Genomic DNA, 4,946 nt, shown 5'->3' with positions numbered 1-4,946 from the left:
GTGGCCACCGGCACGCCGGTGGCCACCGCCAGCCGCGCGCCGCCGGTCTTGTAGCGCCGCGTCGATCCGGGCGGCGTACGTGTGCCTTCGGGAAAGATCACGATCCACCAGCCGTCGCGCAGGTGCTCTGCACCTTGCTGAACCACCTGCTCGAAGGCGTCTTGCCCCTTGGAGCGGTCGATATTGATCATTCCCAGGGTGGCGAGCCCCCAGCCGAAAAAGGGCACGAAATGCAGCTCGCGCTTGTAGACGAAACTGAGCCGGCGCGGCATCACCGACGGCAGCCACAGCGTTTCCCACGCCGACTGGTGCTTCGGCAGCAAGATGGCGGGGCCGTCCGGCAGGTTCTCCCAGCCTTCGACGCGCCAGCGCATGCCGCAGATCACCGTGCCGGCCCAGATCGCGAACCGGGTCCACAAGGTCGCCATGTAGTAGCGCTGCGGCGGCGGCAGCCACGACCACAGCAGCGTGCCGATCGCGTACGGTGCGACGGTGACGGCGAGCACCGCCATGTACAGCGCCGAACGCAGCCAGGCGAGCATCAGGCCACCGCGAGCACGGATAAATCGGCCACCCGGTTCATCGTCGCGTGCAGGCGCGCCAGCAGCGCCAGCCGGTTGGCGCGCAGCCGTTCGTCGTCCACGTTCACCATCACTTCGTCGAAGAAGCGGTCCACCGGCAGCTTCAGCGGCGCCAGCGCCTTCAGCGCCGACGTGTAGTCGCCGGCCGCGAAGTGCGCATCGGCCGCCTGCGCCGCGTGCGCGAAGGCCTCTGCGAGCGCTCGCTCGGCCGGCTCGAACAGCAGCGACGCATCGACGTCGGCCTGCGGTGGTGGCGCGCCGGCCGCCGACTTCTTCAGGATGTTGCCGATGCGCTTGTTCGCCGCCGCCAGGCTCTCGGCTTCCGGCAACTGCAAAAACGCGCGCACTGCCGCGGGCTGCGCCGGCACCAGGTCGATGCGCCGCGGCGCGAGCGACACCACCGCCTCCACTTCCTGCGCGCGGTAACCCTGCTCACGCAGCAGCCCGCGCAGGCGGTCGTAGATGAACGCCGCCACCTCGTCGGTCACCGCAGCGAAGGCGCGCACACCTTCGAACGCCTGCCGCGCGAAGGCCAGCAGCTCGTCGAGCGCCAGCGCGAGCCGCTTTTCCATCAGCAGCCGCAGTACGCCGATCGCATGCCGCCGCAGCGCGAACGGATCCTTGTCCCCGGTGGGCCGCTCGCCCGCACCGAAGAGCCCGACCAACGCTTCCAGCTTGTCGGCCAGCGCCACGCAGCAGCCGACCAAGCCCGCCGGCAGGTCGTCGTCGGCGAAGCGCGGCCGGTAGTGTTCCTCGATGGCGTCGGCGACGTCGGCCGGCTCGCCGTCGTGCTGCGCGTAGTAGCGGCCCATGATCCCCTGCAGTTCGGGGAACTCGCCCACCATCTCGGTGCGCAGGTCGGCCTTCGCCAGCCGCGCGGCGCGCTCCACGTGCGTGACGTCGGCGCGCAGCAGCCGCGCGATCGCGACCGCGATGCCGACGATGCGCTCGACGCGCTCCAGTTGCGAACCGAGCGCGCGGTGATAGACGACCTGCGCCAGGCCCGGGATGCGCGATTCCAGCGTGTGCTTGCGGTCCTGGTCGTAGAAGAACTTGGCGTCCGCGAGCCGCGCGCGCACGACGCGCGCGTTGCCGGCGCGGATCGCCTCGCCGCCGTCGGCGGCTTCCAGGTTCGACACCAGAAGAAAGCGGTTCAGCAGCCTGCCGTCCGCGCCGCGCAGCGCGAAATAGCGCTGGTTCTGCTGCATCGTCAGGATCAGACACTCGGGCGGCACGGCGAGGAATTCGGCGTCGAACTGCGAGTCGTAGACGACCGGCCACTCGACGAGCGCCGTCACTTCGTCGAGCAGCGCATCCGGCATCAGCGGCTGCGCGTCGAAAGCCTTGGCCGCCGCCGTCAGCAGCTCGACGATGCGCGCGCGCCGCCGCTCGAACGAAGCGATGACGCGCCCTTCGCGCTCCAGCTGCTGCGCGTAGGTGTCGGCGGAGTGCACGGCAATCTCGCCGCGCGAATGGAAGCGGTGGCCGAAGGTCTTGGTGCCGGCGATCAGGCCCAACGCCTGCAACGGCAGCGGCTCGTGCCCGTGCAGCGCCACCAGCCGATGCGCGGGGCGCGCGAACTGCACGGTGGTGACGCCGTCTTCGAGCTGGTAACTCATCGATTTCGGAATCGGCAGGCGCTCGAGCGCCTCCTCGAGTGCGGCCTGCGCCGCCGCTACCAGTGTTTGCCCCGCCGCCACGCTGTGCAGGAACACTGCGTCGGCCTTGCCGTCGTGCTCGACCACCAGCGCGAGGACGGCATGATCCCGGACGCCATCCACGACGAAGGCGTCGTCACCCACCTCAATTTTCCCGTGGAGGCCGACGTCACCAAGCCGCCGTTGCTGGCATGGGCGGCCTGGAAACTCTACGAGAGTACCCATGATCAACAATTCCTAAAAGAAATTTATGACGCTATTGTGCACTGGAACACATGGTGGTTTGACCACAATGATGCCGATAGGGATGGGCTATGCGAATACCATCATCCCTATTCATCAGGATTGGATGACAGCCCATTGTGGGATGAAGGCATGCCGGTCACCTCTCCGGATCTAAACACCTATCTCTATCTACAACTCGAAGCCTTGGCCAGAATGGCCAACGTACTCAAGTTAAACCAAGACGCCCAACACTGGCAAACGCAAGCCCACTCTCTGCTTCGCCGCATGATCGAGAGGCTATGGGACGCTCAAGCCGGTCTCTTCTGGCCCTACCGCGCGGGAAAACCGGTTCGGATTTTGACCCCGTTTAGCCTTTTTCCGCTCTTAACCGGCCATTTGCCCTCGCCGATTAAGACAGCGTTAGTCCAGCACCTGACCGATCCCACAGAATTCTGGCCAGCCTTCCCGGTGCCGACTGTTGCGTTAAGCGATCCCCACTATAACCCCACCCAAATGTGGCGTGGACCGACCTGGATCAATGTTAATTATCTCCTCATTGAAGGGCTTATGCGCAGCGGATACGTTGAACTTGCTCGTTCACTTCGCCAGCGCACCTTGGACCTGGTCAACCGCAACCATGACATTGTCGAGTACTATCACCCCGAAACCGGCGATGCCTGTGATAAGGCCGCCCATGTTTTTGGATGGTCGGCTGCCTTGTTTATTGACTTACTTCTGCAAAAGCAGATCGAAACATCGTCCATCTAGATAACGACACGATTAGCGAGATACCGAAACCTTCATAATCTTGCCCTCTTTTACGGAAACCCGCGCGAAGTGATGATGCGTCTTTCCGTCCGCCTTAAAACTATTTTGAAACACCAAAACCACGGCCCCCGAGGCACCTTTAACTGCCGATTTACTGCTAGAAAGCCCAAAACGGCTTTCGCTCTCACTCTCCAGAGATCGAGGAAAATTAACCCGCCATTCTGCCCGACTCAGTCCCGGCAAGTAGGGTTCAAGAATCTTTTTGGCTTCTGCCACCAAATCGGCATTTACCGTTTCAGAGAGGGCTTTACCATCTGGTTGGTCAGATATCACTGTGACCTTGGGACGCTGGGGATAATGGATTAACCGCTTTGGCGTCTTAAGCAAATCTGAACCATAGGTCAGGGGGTCTCCATAAAGGGTAAAAGAGATCAGAGTCTTTTGATCTTCGCCATCCAAAAACCCCTGGCGGCGGGTCATTTCTCGCACCAAAGCAATCTTAGCCATGGTCAACGCTTCGCCAGCAGAGTAACCTGCCCGCAATCCATTCCAAAAGTAGTAACCCAGCAAATCTGCGCCGACTAATGGGCTCTGCACCGCCCCATAAGAGATACTTGTGGATCCGACCAGAGCCAGTGTGCCAATCTCCAAAAAGCGCAAGGCAATCGAATCGTGCTCATTCTTTCCTAATATGTATCCCCCATAACAAGCCTCGGTGAAAACAATCCGAGGCGCTTTGCCATTCTTAACTAAGTCGGCGGGAGTCAGAGCAACCGGATAATCCGGTCCTGGAGCAGGATCATGGGGGTCTTTCTGACCATACCATTCCGCACCATCCATCAATCCATGCAAATTATAGTAGCCCAAGACCGCACGAGCGAGTGCCTTTTGGTCTACGCGCTCGCGTTGATAAGGTGGAGAAACCCAAAAGATCTTTCGGCGTCCAACCGGTCGAAACGTTGCCAATGCAGCCCGCCGCCACACGGCGGCAGAATAACCCAAACCATGTTTCTTAGAGAACCCCCAAAAGGACAGCCAACGCTCCCACCAGGCAGAGGCCCGACGACGCTCACGGTGATAGCGCTGCATGCTCCGTAAAGCCTGTAGAATTAACCCCGGATCCGTACCACATCCGCCGGGCAATCGCCCCACCGCCCACTCGGGGACAAAATAGTTGCTATCCCGCGTGGCATAAGGATTATCCGAAAGCACCTCCACATCCACATCATCGGTAGGGTTTGGTAACCGGTGAAATGGCACAATTTCATCGCCACCGATGATGAGAAGCGCTCCAATCCGTCCCCCACGTTTGGCTAACGCATCATCTAAATCCGCAAGGGCTAACTTGAACGACCAAGCATCTCCCTGAGTGATCGGCTTTATACCTAGCGGTTTTACCGACTCCGGGTCATCAGGAAGAAAAACCATTGCCCCCCACCCAAACTCATGGGTGATCGCTTCAGCCAGACTGCGCATATGAGAAATAATGGCTTCGGTGGCTTGATCACCATAATAACGCTTTAACCCCGAACGTGATGAAAAGACTACGTAAATGGGAAACCGACCATCGGCTTTAGCATAGCCGGGACGATTAATTCGTTTTGCCAGAGCCTCAAGTTCAGTCTCCACTTCTTGTAACCAAGGATTTTTTGCAACCGAAGCGCGGGCTTTGGTGTCTGTTAAGCCCCCAGCTCGGTTTACGTCATCAGATGCC

3 protein-coding genes and 1 pseudogene are annotated in these 4,946 nt (G+C 60.6%); 1 reads left to right on the top strand and 3 read right to left on the bottom strand.

The annotated features are described in order from the left end of the window. Nucleotides 1-542 (bottom strand): lysophospholipid acyltransferase family protein (locus GXH28_RS15110; protein ID WP_169239851.1); only part of this gene is annotated, 542 nt, incomplete at its 3' end. After that, entirely contained in the window at nt 542-2,383 is a 1,842-nt protein-coding gene (gene glyS, locus GXH28_RS15105; protein WP_206156881.1) for a glycine--tRNA ligase subunit beta, read from the bottom strand. The genes glyS and GXH28_RS15110, both read right to left, overlap by 1 nt. Here glyS and GXH28_RS15100 point away from each other — a divergent pair. Then, nucleotides 2,342-3,232: an amylo-alpha-1,6-glucosidase gene (locus GXH28_RS15100; protein ID WP_206156880.1), complete on the top strand. Its 891-nt coding sequence runs from the start codon at nt 2,342-2,344 to the stop codon at nt 3,230-3,232. The genes glyS and GXH28_RS15100 overlap by 42 nt on opposite strands. A 12-nt stretch (nt 3,233-3,244) precedes the next feature. Here the strand turns inward: GXH28_RS15100 and GXH28_RS15095 are convergent. Continuing rightward, nucleotides 3,245-4,946: pseudogene (locus GXH28_RS15095) on the bottom strand (C25 family cysteine peptidase); the annotation flags it as partial.

The sequence above is a fragment of the Candidatus Roseilinea sp. NK_OTU-006 genome, assembly GCF_012931985.1.
In the GTDB taxonomy this organism is placed as follows: domain Bacteria; phylum Chloroflexota; class Anaerolineae; order J036; family Brachytrichaceae; genus JAAFGM01.
Note: the sequence above shows the minus strand (reverse complement) of the source record. Positions and strands in the feature narration are given on the sequence as shown.

Excerpts from the sequence above, each read along its gene's own strand:
- GXH28_RS15100 (WP_206156880.1), top strand. The coding sequence starts at position 2,342 with ATGATCCCGGACGCCATCCACGACGAAGGCGTCGTCACCCACCTCAAT.